Source organism: Lysinibacillus sp. UGB7, from assembly GCF_049058285.1.
GTDB lineage: Bacteria > Bacillota > Bacilli > Bacillales_A > Planococcaceae > Lysinibacillus > Lysinibacillus sphaericus_B.
This window is the reverse complement of the sequence record NZ_JBMGUV010000018.1, coordinates 13,579-31,518: the sequence shown is the minus strand read 5'-3', so window position 1 is coordinate 31,518 and position 17,940 is coordinate 13,579. Positions and strand designations below refer to the sequence as shown.

22 protein-coding genes are annotated in these 17,940 nt (G+C 38.7%); 19 read left to right on the top strand and 3 right to left on the bottom strand.

Annotated elements, in window-relative coordinates; translation table 11 throughout:
* The first annotated feature begins 5 nt into the window (after positions 1–5).
* From rpmI to ACOMCU_RS16565, 3 genes are all read left to right on the top strand, one after another.
* Positions 6–206 (top strand): 50S ribosomal protein L35, encoded by a 201-nt coding sequence (rpmI, locus tag ACOMCU_RS16575; protein ID WP_010860161.1) that lies wholly within the window; start codon positions 6–8, stop codon positions 204–206.
* A gap of 58 nt (positions 207–264) precedes the next feature.
* Positions 265–624 (top strand): 50S ribosomal protein L20, encoded by a 360-nt coding sequence (gene rplT, locus ACOMCU_RS16570; RefSeq protein ID WP_010860160.1) that lies wholly within the window; start codon positions 265–267, stop codon positions 622–624.
* Positions 625–871: 247 nt separating this feature from the next.
* Positions 872–1,144 (top strand): DUF1294 domain-containing protein, encoded by a 273-nt coding sequence (locus tag ACOMCU_RS16565; protein ID WP_010860159.1) that lies wholly within the window; start codon positions 872–874, stop codon positions 1,142–1,144.
* 183 nt (positions 1,145–1,327) lie between these two features.
* On the opposite strand, the gene ACOMCU_RS16560 is transcribed toward ACOMCU_RS16565, so the two are convergent.
* Complete coding sequence (locus ACOMCU_RS16560) at positions 1,328–1,723, bottom strand: hypothetical protein (RefSeq protein ID WP_036130616.1); 396 nt, start codon at positions 1,721–1,723, stop codon at positions 1,328–1,330.
* 102 nt (positions 1,724–1,825) lie between these two features.
* Between ACOMCU_RS16560 and ACOMCU_RS16555 the strand changes: the two genes are divergently transcribed.
* The 11 genes from ACOMCU_RS16555 (at position 1,826) to ACOMCU_RS16505 (ending at position 11,863) form a co-directional block, all read left to right on the top strand.
* Positions 1,826–2,311, top strand: coding sequence for a dUTP diphosphatase (locus ACOMCU_RS16555; RefSeq protein WP_421050776.1), 486 nt, complete (start codon positions 1,826–1,828; stop codon positions 2,309–2,311).
* Positions 2,312–2,419: 108 nt separating this feature from the next.
* Positions 2,420–3,508 (top strand): M42 family metallopeptidase, encoded by a 1,089-nt coding sequence (locus ACOMCU_RS16550; protein WP_010860157.1) that lies wholly within the window; start codon positions 2,420–2,422, stop codon positions 3,506–3,508.
* Between the two features lie 297 nt (positions 3,509–3,805).
* Positions 3,806–4,771: an ornithine carbamoyltransferase gene (gene argF, locus ACOMCU_RS16545; protein ID WP_010860156.1), complete on the top strand. Its 966-nt coding sequence runs from the start codon at positions 3,806–3,808 to the stop codon at positions 4,769–4,771.
* A gap of 489 nt (positions 4,772–5,260) precedes the next feature.
* Positions 5,261–6,157 (top strand): LysR family transcriptional regulator, encoded by an 897-nt coding sequence (locus ACOMCU_RS16540; protein WP_010860155.1) that lies wholly within the window; start codon positions 5,261–5,263, stop codon positions 6,155–6,157.
* Between the two features lie 199 nt (positions 6,158–6,356).
* Positions 6,357–7,685: an LLM class flavin-dependent oxidoreductase gene (locus ACOMCU_RS16535; protein ID WP_036130611.1), complete on the top strand. Its 1,329-nt coding sequence runs from the start codon at positions 6,357–6,359 to the stop codon at positions 7,683–7,685.
* Between the two features lie 46 nt (positions 7,686–7,731).
* Positions 7,732–8,745 carry an LLM class flavin-dependent oxidoreductase gene (locus ACOMCU_RS16530; RefSeq protein WP_010860153.1) on the top strand — a complete coding sequence of 338 codons (1,014 nt, stop codon included), beginning with the start codon at positions 7,732–7,734 and terminating at the stop codon, positions 8,743–8,745.
* Positions 8,746–8,760: 15 nt separating this feature from the next.
* On the top strand, positions 8,761–9,039 hold the full coding sequence (locus tag ACOMCU_RS16525; protein WP_010860152.1) for a glutaredoxin family protein: 279 nt from the start codon (positions 8,761–8,763) through the stop codon (positions 9,037–9,039).
* Positions 9,040–9,057: 18 nt separating this feature from the next.
* Complete coding sequence (locus ACOMCU_RS16520; RefSeq protein WP_421050774.1) at positions 9,058–9,882, top strand: transporter substrate-binding domain-containing protein; 825 nt, start codon at positions 9,058–9,060, stop codon at positions 9,880–9,882.
* A 26-nt stretch (positions 9,883–9,908) separates the two neighbouring features.
* On the top strand, positions 9,909–10,613 hold the full coding sequence (locus tag ACOMCU_RS16515; RefSeq protein ID WP_010860150.1) for an amino acid ABC transporter permease: 705 nt from the start codon (positions 9,909–9,911) through the stop codon (positions 10,611–10,613).
* A gap of 12 nt (positions 10,614–10,625) precedes the next feature.
* Positions 10,626–11,333, top strand: a complete 708-nt coding sequence (locus tag ACOMCU_RS16510; protein WP_036130607.1) for an amino acid ABC transporter permease — start codon at positions 10,626–10,628, stop codon at positions 11,331–11,333.
* A gap of 17 nt (positions 11,334–11,350) precedes the next feature.
* Positions 11,351–11,863, top strand: coding sequence for a GNAT family N-acetyltransferase (locus ACOMCU_RS16505; RefSeq protein ID WP_010860148.1), 513 nt, complete (start codon positions 11,351–11,353; stop codon positions 11,861–11,863).
* 161 nt (positions 11,864–12,024) lie between these two features.
* On the opposite strand, the gene ACOMCU_RS16500 is transcribed toward ACOMCU_RS16505, so the two are convergent.
* Positions 12,025–12,633, bottom strand: coding sequence for a hypothetical protein (locus tag ACOMCU_RS16500; protein WP_036131599.1), 609 nt, complete (start codon positions 12,631–12,633; stop codon positions 12,025–12,027).
* Positions 12,633–13,265, bottom strand: coding sequence for a hypothetical protein (locus ACOMCU_RS16495; protein WP_421050773.1), 633 nt, complete (start codon positions 13,263–13,265; stop codon positions 12,633–12,635). Before ACOMCU_RS16495 ends, ACOMCU_RS16500 begins: the two co-directional genes overlap by 1 nt.
* Positions 13,266–13,495: 230 nt before the next feature.
* On the opposite strand from ACOMCU_RS16495, the gene ACOMCU_RS16490 reads away from it, so the two are divergent.
* Genes ACOMCU_RS16490 through ACOMCU_RS16470 form a run of 5 tightly spaced genes read left to right on the top strand, consistent with a single transcriptional unit; the run spans position 13,496 to position 17,721 of the window.
* A complete protein-coding gene (locus ACOMCU_RS16490) occupies positions 13,496–14,122 on the top strand; it encodes a hypothetical protein (RefSeq protein ID WP_036130601.1) in 627 nt (208 codons plus the stop codon).
* Between the two features lie 2 nt (positions 14,123–14,124).
* Entirely contained in the window at positions 14,125–14,727 is a 603-nt protein-coding gene (locus ACOMCU_RS16485) for a hypothetical protein (protein ID WP_036130599.1), read from the top strand.
* Positions 14,724–15,863, top strand: coding sequence for an ABC transporter substrate-binding protein (locus ACOMCU_RS16480; RefSeq protein ID WP_036130597.1), 1,140 nt, complete (start codon positions 14,724–14,726; stop codon positions 15,861–15,863). The genes ACOMCU_RS16485 and ACOMCU_RS16480 overlap by 4 nt, the downstream gene beginning before the upstream one ends.
* A 14-nt stretch (positions 15,864–15,877) precedes the next feature.
* Positions 15,878–16,879 (top strand): FecCD family ABC transporter permease, encoded by a 1,002-nt coding sequence (locus ACOMCU_RS16475; protein WP_036130593.1) that lies wholly within the window; start codon positions 15,878–15,880, stop codon positions 16,877–16,879.
* Entirely contained in the window at positions 16,876–17,721 is an 846-nt protein-coding gene (locus ACOMCU_RS16470) for an ABC transporter ATP-binding protein (RefSeq protein WP_421050772.1), read from the top strand. Before ACOMCU_RS16475 ends, ACOMCU_RS16470 begins: the two co-directional genes overlap by 4 nt.
* The last annotated feature ends 219 nt before the right edge of the window (positions 17,722–17,940 follow it).

Below are 17,940 nucleotides of genomic sequence, written 5' to 3'. Positions count from 1 at the left end.
TCGACATGCCAAAAATGAAAACTCACCGTGGAGCTGCGAAACGTTTCAAAAAAACGGGTACAGGTAAATTAAAATATGACCGTGCTTATGGAAGCCACTTATTCGCAAACAAATCTACGAAACAAAAACGTCACCTACGTAAAGCAAACGTAGTATCATCTGGTGACTTCAAACGCATCAAATCATTACTTGTTTACATGAAATGATTAACTACACAAAATAAACTAATATTCATTTTTAAATGAAAAGCAGGAGGTAATTCATATGCCACGCGTAAAAGGCGGAACAGTGACGCGCAAACGTCGTAAAAAAGTATTGAAATTAGCTAAAGGTTACTATGGTTCAAAACATACATTATATAAAGTTGCTAACCAAGCAGTAATGAAATCAGGTCAATATGCATACCGTGACCGTCGTCAGAAAAAACGTGATTTCCGTAAATTATGGATCACTCGTATCAACGCAGCTGCTCGCATGAATGGTCTTTCATACAGCCGTTTAATGCACGGATTAAAAGTTGCTGGTATCGAAGTTAACCGTAAAATGTTAGCTGATCTAGCTGTAACTGATGCAGCAGCATTCACTCAATTAGCAGACGCTGCTAAACAAGCAGTTGCTAAATAATTTTTGACATAGTCAAAATTACTTCTGCGACAGTCGTAGAATGGTGTGAATAAATAAGTATCGTAAAGATTGATGGATTTTTCCATCAGTCTTTTTTTATGTTACACTAGTAAAAAAATAGAAAGAGAAAAGGCATTTTTGCTTCAACTTGTAGCAATTGAATTTTCAACAAATAGATAGAATAGAAAACAGGTGAAACTACATATTGCAAAGGGTATGTTAGGTAAACCACCAAAAGGAGTTTCTCATGGCACAAGCATTACTTGCCTATATGGCAATAGTTTCAGTGGTACTGCTTATTATGATGGGCATGGATAAATCAAAAGCGAAAAAGCATGAATGGCGCATTGCAGAGCGTACATTATTTACATTAGCCATCGCTGGTGGTGCAGTTGGAGGCGTACTAGGAATGTATTTATTCCGTCACAAAACGCGCCACAATAGCTTTGCTTTCGGTTTCCCACTACTTGCAGCTATTCAAATTTTTATCGTCGTGCAATTATGGGGGAGCGCTCTCTAGAGGGCGTCCTTTTTTATTGTAATGATGATGGCATCGATAAATTTGGAAAGTTGGGCGATAAATTTAAATAGTTAGGTGATAAATCAAAAAAGTTGGGTGATAAATTAAAAAAGTTAGGTGATAAATCAAAAAATGTACTCGATAAATCACAAAAAGTCATTCGTTAGACATAAAAACACACCCTCATGAAGAGGATGTGTCGCGCATAAGCTGTTCAATGGGTTGCTTCCAGTTAATTTTGGCGTTTGGATAATTCATTAAGATTTCCTGCTGGAGGTACGTGAAGTCACTTTTAGTAAACCCTTGCAGTGTCGCAGCGTCTCGAGCACCAACGAAAATCGTCACAACCTCAAATGCATCTTCGGTCGTGCCTAAGTATTTTTCGCCTTCAAAAAGTGCACCCTTAAAAGAAATAAAGAAATTTTTTCTTACATTTTTGACGTCATCATAAAAGTAGTACTGGCCTTTTTCATAGGCTTCATCAAGTTTTCGCTTAGGATCAGTTATATAACGTATCGCTTTATAAAATACATAAATAATAAGCGCAATGACAGCAAGTCGAATAAGTAACGGTAACATTTTTAATTTCCCCCTTGAATAAAGGTTATTCCTTCCTATACGATTAGGGGGGACAATTAGTTTCACTATTTATAAATATTTTTAGGAATTTAGGAGAAAAAAATGAATTTACAACAATTGTTTATAATGCAAAAAGAACTAGATGAATTTATTGAGAAAACACAAAAAGTTGAACACGATGTATTTAAGGAAAAAGGATTAGCATTAATGGTCGAACTGGCAGAACTTGCTAATGAAACACGTTGCTTTAAGTTTTGGAGTACAAAAGGACCATCCACACGTGACGTCATTTTAGAGGAATATGTGGATTCGATTCACTTTATATTGTCGCTTGGTTTATTAAAAGGCTATACGACTATCGAAAAGTGGCCAGTGATAGAGGAAAAACGAGATTTGACAGAGACCTTCTTAATGACACAAGACTATATTTTAGCGTTTATTGGTCAGCCAACCGAGGATAAATATTTAGCGATATGGCAATGCTATGGATTGCTTGCGTATAATCTAGGCTTTACTTTTGAAGATGTTGTGTCTGCCTACATTGAAAAAAATGAAGAAAATTATAATCGCCAACGTAATGGCTATTAATTTCAATTTCTAAGAAGTAAAAAAATCGTCAATTTTCAGACGATTTGCTAGGAATATTTCGGTAAACGAAGTATAATAGAGGAGATATAAGATGTAGGAGGCAAAAGGATGACACAACTAGATTCAACTTTGCAAATGTTCAAAGATTTAACGGATGCGAATGGTATTGCAGGTAATGAGCGTGCACCTCGTGAGGTCATGAAAAAATATATCGCACCGTACGCAGATTCAGTAGAAACAGATAATTTAGGAAGTGTGATTGCTAAAAAAGTGGGCGATGAAAATGGCCCTAAAATTGTTGTCGCAGGTCATTTAGATGAAGTAGGTTTCATGGTGACTCAAATTGACGACAAAGGCTTCATTAAATTCCAAACTGTAGGTGGCTGGTGGAGCCAAGTTATGCTTGCCCAGCGTGTAACCATTACAACGCGCAAAGGTGAAGAAATCATCGGGGTAATCGGTTCTAAACCGCCTCATATTTTACCAGCAGATGTACGTAACAAAGTAGTAGACATTAAAGATATGTTTATCGATGTTGGTGCAGCTTCAAAAGAAGAGGTACTGGAATGGGGCGTACGTCCTGGTGATATGGTGACACCATATTTCGAATTTAATGTCATGAAAAACGACAAGTATTTATTAGCTAAAGCATGGGATAACCGTATCGGCTGTGCCATTGCAATTGATGTTATGAAAGCATTAAAGGATGAAAAGCATCCAAATATCCTGTATTCTGTAGGGAACGTACAAGAGGAAGTTGGCCTTCGTGGTGCGAAAACAGCAACGCATAAAATTCAGCCCGATATCGGCTTTGCTGTCGATGTTGGTGTAGCTGGAGATACACCAGGAGTAACGCCAAAAGAGTCAAACAGTAAAATGGGTGCTGGCCCGCAAATCGTTGTCTACGATGCCTCGATGGTATCACATCGTGGCCTACGTGAATTTGTTTTAGACGTGGCAGACGATAACAATATTCCATATCAATTTGAGGCGATGGCAGGCGGCGGTACAGATGCTGGCTCTATTCACTTGACTGCAAATGGTGTACCTGCACTATCAATTGGTATTGCCACACGCTATATCCACTCACATGCGGGTATTTTACACCGTGATGACTACGATAACGCGGTAAAACTTATGGTTGAAGTGATTAAAAAATTAGACCGTGATGCAGTGAACAAAATTACATTTGACTAAGATGATTCGAGCTTGCCCTTGGGCAGGCTCTTTTTAATTGGCTATACTTTTTAAACTACATAAGCAAGGTCCTGTCCTTTACCATTTCTCAAGTGGAAAAGTTAGAATTCACTTTTTGCAGCAATTATTTGTACAATAAAAAAAGTTAATAATGCATAAATATTCGAATTGACGAATTCCTGACACAATCCACAATTAAATTCTAAGTTTTGAAAATAAACATAAAAATTCAGTTGATTTTATATTTATGCATGTGTATACTAAATTCAACAGCAATAAAAGCAAGGAGCGAAGGCTATGAAACTATTAGAAGAAGTACAGTTAAAGTTAGTGTCTAGCTTAAAAGGAAAAGACCTACTGACTTTGTTAGACTATACAAGTGAAGAAGTTCAGGGATTAATTGAACTATCAACTCAACTGAAAATTATTACAAAAGAAGGTAAATGTCCGAAGCTATTAGAAGGAAAAACACTCGGTATGATATTCGAAAAACATTCAACACGTACACGTATTTCATTCGAGGTTGGCATGAATCAATTGGGTGGTAAAGGTATGTTTATGCATGCACGTGATTTACAAATTGGTCGCGGAGAGTCAATTTATGATACAGCACATGTGCTATCAGGTTACTTAGATGGGATTATGATCCGTGCAAACTCACATGCCATGGTAAAAGAACTTGCAGAGCATGCTGCCATTCCAGTTATAAATGGATTAACAGATATTTATCACCCATGCCAGGCATTAGCGGATTTAGAAACAATTGCAGAAAATAAAGGTGAACTAAAAGGACTTAAAATTGCATATGTTGGAGATGGCAACAACGTGGCGCACTCATTAGTAGTCGCTTCTGCACACGTAGGAATGCACGTAGCAGTTGCAACGCCAGTTGGCTATGAATGTGATACAGAGGTTATCGCACAAGCACAAGCTATCGCAGCAGCAAATGGCAGTACGATTACTATTACGAATGATCCAGTAGAAGCGGTGAACGATGCTGACGCTGTTTACGCAGATGTTTGGACATCTATGGGGCAAGAAGAAGAAGCTACCAAACGTCTACAAGATTTTGCTGCTTACCAAATCAATGACGAGCTTGTTGTCCATGCGAAACCTGATTATATGTTCCTCCACTGCTTACCAGCGCACCGTGAAGAAGAAGTGGCAACATCAGTTATAGATGGCCCTAATTCTTACATCTTTGAGCAAGCAGAAAATAGACTACATGCACAGAAGGCAGTGCTTGCATCAATTTTAGGATAAATAAACTTCTGTGGCGAATCAGATAGGTGCTCAACAGTAAAACGGTTTATATGCCTCAAAAAAGGCAGTCTTTGTATCATTTTGGTTGAATGGTTGACATATGCTTCTCGGGTTGAGAAGTGCTGATATATTTAGAGTTCAAGTTGGCAACAGAGGGTGGCAATTTGAATAAATAACAGCGACAAGCAGACAGAGGGATGTGTGTCGCACGCGATGTAAGTTGTCAAGATGGATGGCCTCATCGTTACATAGAGAAAGTAACCTGGGAGACGCTAGGTTACTTTTTTTGTCTTAATTTAACAAACGGTTTAAATTGCATCCTTGTGTTTTTCAAATTCACCGTTCAGAGTTAGCAAGAGCTAGTTCATCAAAATCACAAAAGAGACGAGCTAATTAAGAATTTAAATACCTAGTTTTCCAATCTTTTATAGAGAATAAAGGTGGGAATCTATATAATAGGATAAATAAGTAATTTTAGGAGGGCTACAGTTGAATATTGACCATATCGAAGCGTTTTTATATGTTGTGCATTACAAGAGCATTCATAAAGCTGCTCATGCATTGTTTTTGTCACAGCCAACAGTGACGGCGCGTATTAAATCATTGGAGCGAGACTTAAATGTTGAGTTATTTCACCGGGATGGACGAAGCGTCATCTTATCGGATAAGGGGAAGGATTTCTTACCATTTGCGACACAGATTGTGCAAACGTTTCAGCAAGGAAAGAAGCATTTAAAAGAAACACAGCAATCGGACGAAATATGCATAGGCACAAATCTTGTGACGGCTCAATATTTTTTAGCGTACGCATTGCCTAAATGGAAAAAAAGTTTTCCACACATGCGCTTTCAAATAATAACTGGTACAACAAGTGTGATTTTAGAAAAATTACAAAGTCACCAAATTGATATAGGGTTTATTCAATACGTGCATAAGGATGGCATTAATAATGAGTTCTTGCTGAGTAATGCTGTTAAATTGGTCATGCATCGAGATCATCCTTGTAGCGGAAATTCACTTGTTAAAGCGAAGGAGCTTGCAAAGCAGAAAATGGTGTTTTTTGAGTGTGGTGCGTTTGATTGGAATTATGTGCACAAAATGTTTGAGGTAGAAGGCGTTACAGCCAATATTGAAGTGCGTACAGATCATTTAGAAATAGCCAAAGCATTAATTCACACGAAAGAATACCTGAGTTTTTTGCCACATTTATGTGTGAGAAATGAGCTTGCAAGTGGTGAATTTATAGAAATTGATGTCAAACATTTACTCGATATGAACCAGCATATTTTTTTGACATATAGAAATAAGAAAACACTTGCACCAGCATTTTGGGATACAATGCTAGAAACGGCTGTGCAATTTCAAGAACAAGAAAGGCCTGATTGATAAAATATTTTATTGAGAATTAAAATTTTTTCTATTAAGCGACCTATTGCATAAAGGGTAAATGAACTGTAATATCATCCTCAATCCTATTTTATTTATGAATGTTTAGAGCGCATCATAAGTGAAATATTATTTTTTAACTAAAAACATACTTAACCACTTTGTTTAGTAAAAATAAGAAAATGTGGAGGAGAAAATGATGGTGAGACAGGATAAAATTCGATTTGGTGCAATAATTCATGGTGTGGGCGGAAATATTTCAGGTTGGCGTCATCCAAAGGTAGCGAGCAATCAAAGTGTAAGCTTATCATTTTACACACAACAAGCGCAGAAAGCGGAACAGGGAAAATTTGATGTTGCTTTTATCGCAGATGGTGTATTTATAAATGAAAAGTCGATTCCACATTTTTTAAACCGCTTTGAGCCACTGACAATATTATCGGCATTGGCCGTAGCAACAAAAAATATTGGCTTAGTCGGAACAGTTTCAACGTCTTATAGTGAGCCCTTTACAGTGGCGCGTCAGTTTGCATCGCTCGACCATATTAGTGGTGGTCGCGCAGGCTGGAATGTAGTAACGACACCACTTGAGAGCACAGCTTTAAATTACAATAAGACCATTGAGCAACATCCAAGCCATGCAGAACGCTACCAAATTGCAGAGGAGTATTTAGAAGTAGTAAAAGGGCTTTGGGATTCATGGGATGACAATGCTTTTGTGGCAGATGTTGAAAACGATGTATTTTTTGACAGAGAAAAACTCCATACATTGAACCATAAAGGACAGTATTTCTCTGTACAAGGACCGTTAAATATTGCACGTTCTCGACAAGGTCAGCCTGTAATTTTTCAAGCAGGTTCATCAGATGCAGGTATTCGTTTAGCGGCAAAGGATGCAGATGCAATATTCACGCATGGTGCGTCGATAGAAGAGTCACAGAAATTTTATAAAAAGGTCAAGGCAGAGGTTAAAGCATTTGGGCGTAACCCTGAGGAGGTAAAGATTTTCCCTGGAATATCACCGATAATTGGCGACACAATTGAGGAGGCAGAGGCAAAGTACCAGGAGATCGTTGCGCTTGTTTCTATTGAACGTGCACTGGCTTATCTTGGTCGCTATTTCGATCATCATGATTTTACACAGTATGATGTTGATGCGCCGTTCCCTGAGCTTGGCGATATTGGCGCAAATAGTTTCCGAAGCACAACAGACTATATTAAAAAGTATGCAAGGGAAGAGGGGCTAACACTACGCCAAGTGGCTTTACGAGAAGCAACACCTAAAACTGCCTTCTTTGGAACAGCTCAGCATATTGCAAATTTAGTGCAAGAATGGTTTGAAAAAGAAGCGGCGGATGGCTTTATTATAGGTGTTACAGTTCCAGGAGCACTTGATGATTTTGTTGACAAAGTTGTACCGATTTTACAGGAACGTGGGCTTTATAAAGAGGAATACGAGGCGGATACATTACGTGGTAATTTAGGTTTACCATTTAAAGAAAGCCGTTATATCAAACAGTCTGTCTAAAAACCTAGTAAATTTATTTGAATAAAAGAAATTAAGGAGGCAATGTATGAGTTACTCGTTAGGCATACTAGATCAAAGCCCTATTATTGGGGACGCAACAAACGAACGAACTTTACAAAACACAGTGGCATTAGCACAAAAAGCAGAGCAGTTAGGCTATAGCCGTTTTTGGGTGTCAGAGCATCATAATACGAATACATTAGCTGGGACATCACCGGAAGTTTTAGTATCTTATCTACTGGCAAAGACAAAATCCATTAATATTGGTTCAGGTGGCGTCATGTTACAGCACTATAGCCCATTTAAAGTTGCAGAAAATTTTCATGTGCTCGCATCGTTGGAGCCAGGGCGCGTAGATCTAGGTATTGGAAAAGCACCCGGTGGTTTGCCACTTTCTACAAAGGCTCTGCAATATGGCACGATTAATACAGGGCAAGATTTTGAGGAACGCCTATCATTTTTACAACAATTACTTGATGATGCAGTACCAGCAGAACATGAATTGCATGGTATACAGGCAACGCCTATTCCAAAGGTGAAACCTGGGCTATTTTTACTTGGTGCGAGTCCACAAAGTGCCACACTAGCAGGGAAATTAGGCATTGCCTTTGTCTTTGCGCGTTTTATAAATAGTGATCACGATGTGTTAAAAGAAGCATCAGAGGCATATCGCATGCATTATCCTAAAGGCCATTTTGCTGTCGCCGTAGCTGCTCTTGCTGCACCCACAAAAGAGGAAGCGAAAGATTTAGTAGGCGAGCAAAAAATAACGAAGGTGCATTTAGCCAGTGGTCGAAGCTTAACATTGAATTCTGTGGAGCTAGCTGAAAAATTTGGGCAAGAATCAGGAGAGTCCTTCACTGTCAAACAGTATGATGCAGATATTTTATACGGTACCCCTGAAGAAATAAAAGAACAATTAGATGCCTATCATGCGCAATATCAGATTGATGAATTTATTCTGCATACGCCCGTATTGAAGGCATTAGAGCGTGAACGGTCATTTGAGCTGTTAAGTCCAGTGAATTTACATTTACAACAACAGGAAGCAGTAAGCTAAAGGGGGGCTATGAACATGGTAAAAAAGATAAATGTAGTAGTGTGGTCAAAACAAGGTTGTAGTTATTGTGAGGAAGTAAAAACATACTTACAAGAGAAAGAGATTCCTTATCAAACAGTAGATGTGACACATAATGATGCGTTTCGAGACATTCTTGAGACGAAATACGGTGTACGCTATGTGCCGATAGTAGAAATTGGCTCAAGTAAAAATGGTGTATACAAAGCTGTAACGGAAATAGGGCTAGAGCATTTAAAGGCAGCGCTTGAAGATAGTGTGGCTTTGCATATCTGACACGAAAAGAGGAATTGTATGAAAAAATTATCGCTTTATTTAACAATAGTGCTTACCTTCCTTTTAACAGCTTGTACAAGTGCCGAGGAGATACAAGGAGGTGCGATTAAAAATGAGTCAGCACAAGAGGGAAAAGATGTTCAAAAAATAATTGTGGGTACTGGGACGCAATTTCCAAATATATGTTTCTTAGATGATAAAGGAAACTTAACAGGTTATGATGTCGAGCTTGTTCGTGCTATTGATGAAAAACTACCAGAATATGAAATTGAATTTAAAACAATGGAATTTTCTAATTTACTACTAAGTTTAGAAACAAGAAAAATTGATTTTATCGCACATCAAATGGAAGTCAATAGTGAGCGAGAGAAGAAGTTCTTATTCAACAAGGAGCCTTATAATGTATTTCCATTAAAGGTAACGGTAAATGAGAAAAACGGTGAAATCCAATCCATTGATGATTTAAAAGGAAAAAGTGTCAATGTTTCAGCGACGAGTAACTCGGCTGTCTTTCTTGAAAAATACAATAAAGAGCATGATTTAGGTGTAAATATTGTTTATTCGTCTAGTTCAGCAGATGTCAATAACCAAATTGCAAGTGGTCGTATCGATGCGATCATTACAACGCCATTTGCGGTAAGGTACTATAACGAAAACAATGAAGCCCAACAAAAAGTCGTAGGTGACGCATTATTAAATTCCAAAGTTTATTTCTTACTTAATAAAGACGCGGTGCCATTACAGGAGCGTATTGACGAAGCCATTAGAGAGTTAAAGGCGGATGGAGTTATAAGTAAGTTAAGTAAAAAATGGTTAGGTGACGATTACTCAGTCGATTTCTAAGCAAAACAGGAAAGGGTGAAGGAAGGATGGCGAATGATTTCGACTTCATGCTAATAGCGAACGTACTACCGACATTGCTTCGGTATTTGCCCATAACACTTGAAATATTAATCTTTTCGATTCTTTTTGGGATGCTGTTCGGTCTAGTAATCGCTATACCGAAACTGCTTCACATACCTGTTTTGAAGCAGTTTGCATCGATTTATATATCGTATATTCGAGGGACGCCGATACTGGTGCAGTTGTTTTTAGTGTTTTATGGCATACCAGCACTATTACAAATCCTTCACATCGATGTGACAAGGATGGATGCCATTTATTTTGTCATTATTACGTATACATGCAGCAACGCAGCAGCATTTGCAGAAATTTTTAGAGCAGCTATATTAACGGTTGATCGCGGTCAAATAGAAGCAGCCTATTCAGTTGGCTTAAGCCGTTCGCAAACTTTTATACGTATTGTGCTACCACAGGCGATTCGTGTAGCTTTTCCGAATATGGCCAACACAATGATTAGTTCATTGAAAGATACCTCACTTGCCTTCTCGATTGGGGTTATGGATATGGTGGGACGTGGAGAAACGCTTATTGCCTCCACGACTCGGGCACTAGAAATCTATTTGGCACTCTCCATCGTGTACTATATCATCGTTTTATTACTAGAAAAGATATTAAATAGTAATGAACGCTATCTCAATCGCTATATGCAGAAAGAAGTAGCGACGAACTAGGGGGATTTGACTTTGACAATTGACATTTCTTTTATTTTTGAGGCTTTACAGGAAATTTGTAAAGTGCTGCCGTTAACCTTGTTCATGACGTTTACACCTGTAGTTTTGGGCATTTTAATAGGCATAGTGATAGCCTTTGTACGGATTCAAAATATAAAAATTCTCGCGCCAATATTAAATTTTTATGTGTCCTTTTTCAGAGGCACACCAATTATTATGCATATTATGCTGATTTATTTTGGGCTACCAATTGTAGTGGATGCTGTCGCGCAAGCCTTGAAAATCAATGTCGATGCAAATGCCATTCCTATTTTATTTTTCGTGTTATTTGCACTGACATTAAGCGCTGGAGCGTATGCCTCAGAGATTATACGTTCGGGTATTTTAGCTGTACCAAAGGGGCAACTTGAAGCGGCATATGCTGTAGGTTTAACTTTTTCGCAGGCTATGCGACGTTTTATATTGCCACAAGCTTTTAGTCAGTCGATTCCAAACTTTACGAATGTTTTTATTGGTTTTTTACATGCGACGTCATTAGCATTTTTCGTTTCGATAAAGGAGTTAACGGGAGTAGCCAATATCGTGGCATCCGTTAATTTAAAATTTTTAGAGGCATTTATTGCAGTGGGATTAATTTACTGGGGTGTGTCAGCAGTTATGGAATGGATTGCACACCGTATTGAAAAAAGAGTGACTGCTTATAGTAAGGGCAGCATTTAGAAAAGGAAGCGTTGTATATGGCAGTAGCTGAAATTGTTATTGAACATTTGCGCAAGGAAGATCATACACGGTACTTAGAGGTGCTGGTGGAGAGTTATGCACAGTATGAAAAAGAATATGATAAACCAGAGGATTGGGCACAGTATTTAAGTGATATTCGGACATCGGTTGGTAATCCTGATGCGGAGACCATTTTAGTAGCAAAGCGTAGTAATGAAATTTTAGGTGGACTGCAATTATTTACAAATTCGGAGAAAGCATACGGACTTCCAGAACTAGGCATTGAGTCTACTATTGTACGCTTATTAGGCGTGCATCCAAATGGTAGGGGGCAGGGCATCGCAAAAAAATTATTGCACGAAAGTTTTGCCTTTGCACGTAGTCGACAAGATCAGGTATTGTATTTACATTCTGGTGATATAATGCAAGTTGCCATTGAACTTTATTTATCCATGGGCTTTGTACGTGATGTGTCAAAGGATTTTAATAAAGGTGATAAAATAGTGAAAAGCTTCCGTTATGATTTGTAAGAAACAGAAACCCGCTGAGAGGGTCGTTGTCAGCGGGTTTTCAATGTCTAAATTTGGAGGAGCTTGACCGAACGCATGTGATAGCTGGTCGCTACGATAGGAAATCATGATTTGTTTAAGTGTAATAGCGATTTGAGACAAACTTGAGTATCGTTCGTCACTTATATGGTCCCGTATGCTAAGTAAGGGAAGAAGCCTTCAAAGAACCGTTCTGTTGCTGGCATGAAGTAAGAGCCAAAATGGAAGTCTGGATCAAGCGTTGAAATAATCCACGTTCCGCAGGTTGAATGAGTATCTACGTACATGACAGCAGCACCATCTTCTGTTGAAATTAAAATATCCGAGTGCTCAGGCGGCCAAAAAACACCGTGTTGATGCCAAGTACAGTCAGCTAATGTTAAATAGTCATTAAATAATGGATGTGCTGGGTTTTGTAGGACTAAGCCACTTGAAGCATCTTTTTCTAGCCACCACCAGAAATTTGTCGGACGTTCCTCCCACCTCTGTGACGGTAGCCAATTCCATGGCTGTGGTCCGAAAGCGACAATAATGCCTCCGTTCTCGGCAAATGCATGAATTTTTGTCACACTAGCAAGTAAGAGTTTGTAGTTTAGTTGTGATGGCACGATGAGTACGTCTAGGTCTTCGATGTCTGTTGCAAAAAAATCCGGATGATAAATTAGTTTTGTAATATATTGATTGAATTTTGGTTCGTAGAATGTCCGATAATGGGATTCATTGCCACTGTAAATAACACCGATTTTTCTCATCATTCTCCTTCCTCCTTTAAAGCTTGTACTTCCGATTCGAGCCATGCTAAAAACTGCGGGCGAATGCGGTCGGTCGTTTTGTTTTCGTCAGCATAACCGAGTAAATCACGTCCTGCATGAACTAAAATTGTGCCGTTAGTTGAAGAACGGTCCACATATGTAACAGGCTTATTATTCGCAAATGTTAGTAAAATTTCTGCGTTTGCTGGTGCATGGTGATAACCGCGTGCGAAGAAGCCCGCAACTCCTTTTTTAAACGTCATATCTGCCGTTGTTACACCTTCGAAAATAGTGGATTGTGCAGTTGGAAATACTTCATAATCTTTAAAATTACGGATAAGTTGTGGCATGAATGGTCCACAACCTGGTAACCACTCACGGAATAAATGACCACAGTACACAACGATTTTTTTCTGTGCTAAAAAGCTAGTTATTTTTTCCCGTTGCGTAAATAAAAATTCCTGATCAATAAAGTTTGGAATAATAAGCACATCTATCTCGTTTAAATCCTTCTGTGCAAAATCGTATTGTTCTACGATTCTTGCTTCGCTCCCTGTATCTTTCTGCATACGACCATTAACACCAAAAGCGTGTCCTGGGTCTAGCTTTAGCATTGTAAATGGCATGCTCATCCTATTTCCTCCTTGTAAAAATAATAGGTATTCGTTCAGTGATAAATAATATTAAAAAAATATTGTGGATGCACTATAAATATTATTTATGTCAAAAATATGCCTTGAATTTATTGGGAATATAGAGATTACATTGACAATGATAATCATTATCAATATACTGTGATATATATTTTACTGTAAATGATAATCATTTTCAATAACTTTACATAAAGAAAGTAGGGGATGTTTTGAAACCAATTGCTTATGTTGGCATTGATATTCAATTTGCAAGGCTGTCAGCTGAGGATCGACGACGCGGATTGACATTTTTATATTTATACGATTTACCGTATGCGGATTTACGTGCATATGCTGGGTTAATTATTACCAATTTAGTAGAGGAACAATTTTTGCTAGAACAAAAAATATTGCTCGATCAGTATTTAAAACAGGGTGGGGTAATTTTCTCGTTAACGGAGACATCATTACCTTGGTTAACAGGTGTGCCTAATTGGAAACGTTCCCCGATTCCGTTGAAGGATCGCGAAATTATCATTACAGAACCTATGCATCCAATATTCGCAGACATTGATGCGTATGACATTAACTATCGGAAAGGTGTACGCGGTTTCTTTTCACGTGGATATTTTGAAAACATCCCATTGCATGGCGAGGTACTTATAACCGATCAAAGCGGAGCAGTGATTATCTATGTCGACCATGATTCAACAAATGGCACAATTTTGGCAGGTGCAGGGACGGATATTTATCGGGTCTTTATTGATGAGGATAATACATCGAGCAAATTAAGTGTGCAAATGCTTGCATTCATACGACAGGAATATAAGCGTAATAAAGCGAAAGGGGAGGAATGACAATGATCGGTATAGTAACGAATGGACTACCATTTCAAAATCGCTTTTTTGCGGAGGAAGAATTTAAGTATTTGTATGATGATATTTTGCATATTCGTGAACTACATCGTTATGATTTAGCAAATTACGACACGCTGATTTTATCGTGCCGTTTAGATATTCCACATTTAAAGCGCTATCAGTCACAATTTTTATCGTTTATTGAATCGGGCAAGAGGCTAATTATTTTTGGCGAGGTGTTAGACAATTGGTTCCCTACAATAGATTGGGTGGATTCGGAAGTGAATTTTAGTTGGTGGGTTCAAGATGGTGGTGACCTACCAATGGAAGAACAAAACAAGACACACCCTTTGTTTAAATACGTAGCACTTCGTGATATGAAATGGCATTATCACGGTTCATTTCTAGCACCAGATGGAGCCCAGTCATTACTCGATATTCCTGATGGACGTTCCCTGTTTTATGTAGACAACGTAAGTTTTAACGGTGAATTAGTCGTAACGACACTTGACCCGATGTTTCATATCGGACTTGGATTTATCGATCAATCAAGACCGTTTTTACACGGTATAGCAAAATGGCTAAGAGAGGAAGAAGGACAATGAAGAAATATGGGTTTTTAGCAACATTAGCTTTAACCGCAATGTTGGCTGCTTGCGGCGATAAAGAAGAAATAGTGACGAAACAACCAGCAGAATCATCAACATCTGAAGTACAAACAACAGCTGAAGAGAAAATTGTGACAGACCAACTTGGAAGAGAAGTAACTGTGCCGGGCACAATCGAACGTGTGGTTACTGGCGGAATTTTGCCTTACTTTTCTACTTGGTATGTAGCGACAAATTCTACAAAAGAGATTGTAGGCATGCATCCCAACTCCTACAATGCAGCGCAAAACTCAATTTTAGCGAAAATTTCACCAGATGTTTTAAAGGCTGAAACATCTTTCATCCAAAATGGTGAAGTGAATGTTGAAGAATTAATGAAAGTAAATCCGCAATTATACGTAGAAATTGCCACAGATGAGAATTCTATTAACAAAATAACAGAAGCAGGTATTCCCGTTGTCGCTGTAAAAGCGATTGATGCTGCGGCCGCTGAACCATTGGCAACATTCAATAGCTGGCTTACATTAACAAGTCAAATGGCAGGAACAACCGAGCGTGCTGACCGTTTCTTAGAAGAAGGCAAAAAAGTACAGGAAAAGCTCGATGCAAAATTAAAAGACGTCGTAACACAGGACAAGCCACGTGCGCTCATTTTGTTTATGCATAATGATAAATCAATCACAGTTGGCGGGAAAAACTTCTTTGGCAATCAATGGTTGAATGCAACAGGAGCGGTGGACGTCGCTGAAAATGATATACAAGGAAAAAAAGAAGTAAATATGGAGCAAATTTACGCATGGAACCCAGATATTATTTACATAACAAACTTTACAGAGACTCAGCCTGTAGATTTACTTGAAAATAAGGTGAATGGCCAGGACTGGAGTGAAGTTAAAGCTGTACAAGACGGTAAAGTGTATAAGATTCCACTGGGCATATATCGCTGGTTCCCACCAAGTGGTGATGCACCGTTAATGTTAAAATGGATGGCACAAAAAAACCACCCAACACTATTTGACTATAAGATTGAAGATGAAATAAAAACGTACTATAAAGATTTTTATGAATTTGACGTAACAGACGAAGAAATTCATTCGGTATTAAATCCTTCTTCTGACGCGGCGAAATATTAAGGACTGATGGTTAGATGAAGAAATGGAAAGTTGCATTGTTATGGTTGCTGCCCATTGTGGTAGCAATCGTTTCTCTTGGCGTTGGCCGTTTCGAGGTAGGGCTTGAGCATATTTTAAAAATCCTTACTTCGCAAGTGTTCCCGATAGAACAAACTTGGACACAAATGGAAGAAACGGTCGTTATGAATATTCGGTTACCTCGTATTTTACTTGCCCTTCTGATTGGCGGAGGATTAGCAATTGCGGGTGCAGGTTTTCAAGGCATGTTTGGTAATCCCCTTGTATCACCTGATATTTTAGGTGTTTCGGCGGGGGCTGGTTTTGGGGCATCACTAGGGATTTTATTATTTGGGCAAAATTTCACAGCGCAAGTAATGGCCTTGATTTTTGGGCTAGGGGCAATTGGCTTTACATTTCTAGTAGCTGGTGCAAAGAAAAATGCACCTATTTTTATGTTCGTATTAGCTGGTGTTGTAACATCCGCGCTCTTTAATGCGTTGATTTCCCTAACAAAATTTATGGCGGATCCGGAAGAAAAGTTACCAGCGATTACATATTGGCTTATGGGAAGTCTGGGAACAGCGACGTATCAAGATTTATATATTGGTGGTCCACTTATTTTAATTGGTATTCTACTATTATATTTACTTCGCTGGCGTTTGAATATTTTAACATTGCCAGAGGATGAGGCAAAATCAATGGGGATTCCAGTGGCACGTTTAAAATGGGTAGTAATTTTTGGTGCGACACTTATTACTGCAGCATCTGTCGCTGTCGCAGGTATTGTTGGTTGGGTCGGTTTAATTATCCCGCATGTCGCACGTATGCTTGTTGGCAATAACAATCAATATGTTTTGCCTGTGTCTGTTGCGATTGGAAGTGTCTATTTATTGATTATTGATGATTTAGCCCGCTCATTAACAGCAACGGAAATTCCGTTGTCTATACTGACAGCGATTATCGGGGCACCGTTCTTCGCATACTTATTACGCCGTTCAGGAGGTGGCTGGGGATGAAAATAGAAGTGGTGGATGGTAATTATTATTATGAAAAACGCCGCAAAAAATTTCCTCAATTATACGCAAGGGATATAAATTTCACCCTAGCGCCTGGTGAGATAATGGCTATTCTTGGACCAAATGGTGCTGGAAAAACAACGATGTTGAAATGTATTACAGGGCTTCTTGATTGGAAAAAAGGAAAGACATTGATTGATGGGAAACCTCTTGCATCACTGGATCGAAAAGAACTATGGAAGCGTATTGGCTATGTGCCACAAGCACATAAAATGGTATTCGGCTTTTCGGTGGAGGAGCTTGTTGTCATGGGGCGTGCACCTTACATTAGTACACTGGCTCAGCCATCAGCGAAGGATATGGCAGCAGCACATGTAGCACTTGATACGATTGGTATTTTGCATCTTGCGAAGAAATCATGCAATGAAGTTAGTGGGGGTGAACTCCAGTTGGCTTTGATTGCACGTACACTTGTGTCTGATCCGGAGGTATTAATTTTGGATGAGCCAGAATCACATTTGGATATACAAAAGCAAATTGTGATTTTGCAAACCATTAAGCAATTGTCACAGGAACGCGGTATTTCGTGCATCATTAATACGCATTATCCGAATCATGCATTTTACCTTGCTGACAAGGTAATGATGACAGCGAAAGAAAAGGGCATTGTTTATGGTAATGTACAAGAAGTGATGACGGAATCCCAGATGAAGGAGTTTTTCGGCATTGAGCTGAAGAAAATTATTTATGAGGAAGAGGATTATCTCGTTGAAACAATGGTACCTCGCGCACTAGGGACAGAACGTGATTTTAGTAATTGCCGTTTTAATGATTTTCAATAAAAAGGTGGGGCTGTCTAAAAAGTCCTTCAAACAATAATGTGAGCCTTCCTATAGGGTAAAAAATAGCATGATTGGACACCTCTAAGTATGTTGTTTTTACTTTTGGGTCAGCCCCATCAGACTGTAGACAACTTAAAAAAAGGAGTTTGTTTACTGTATTTTTTCTTTTCAAATAGAAGTATCTATATGAAACCGTTGATTTGCGCTACGGCGGGCGCT